This is a genomic window from Pseudomonas sp. yb_2 (assembly GCF_043103905.1).
Classification (GTDB): Bacteria; Pseudomonadota; Gammaproteobacteria; order Pseudomonadales; family Pseudomonadaceae; genus Aquipseudomonas; species Aquipseudomonas alloputida.
Genome location: NZ_JBICKH010000012.1, coordinates 1 through 489, shown reverse-complemented (window position 1 = coordinate 489; position 489 = coordinate 1). Strand labels below are relative to the sequence as shown.

Below are 489 nucleotides of genomic sequence, written 5' to 3'. Positions count from 1 at the left end.
TTGCTTGCTACCTCAAGTGATGGGACGGGGAAGTCCAGAAATGCGCAGCACGGTACGCTGGCATCGCCAGGTCCAGGAGCAAAAGTGCCCCGAACCAACGTCTTGACGTAGGGGGGGTGCGGGAAAGTCACGTTAATGCTGCGTTGAGGCCATTCTAGCCTGGCTTCGCACCATCCTCTGTAGGAGCGGGTTTACCCGCGAACACCGGCGAAGCCGGTGCCATCTCCGCTCTCGAGCAGGTCCAATTTTTTGCCCACAAAGACAAAACCCCTACCTGCGTGCGCAGGTAGGGGTTTTGCGAAATGAATCTTGACGATGACCTACTCTCACATGGGGAAACCCCACACTACCATCGGCGATGCATCGTTTCACTACTGAGTTCGGGATGGGATCAGGTGGTTCCAATGCTCTATGGTCGTCAAGAAATTCTGTTGCCAGAATGTCCAGATGGACAGCCCAGCGAATTCGGATATGCGATATTTGTGGCCT

1 rRNA gene is annotated in these 489 nt (G+C 54.8%); it reads right to left on the bottom strand.

Features of this window, described 5'->3' with window-relative positions:
* Positions 1-307: 307 nt before the first annotated feature.
* A 5S ribosomal RNA gene (gene rrf, locus ACF8FB_RS02795) occupies positions 308-423 on the bottom strand.
* Positions 424-489: the final 66 nt, after the last annotated feature.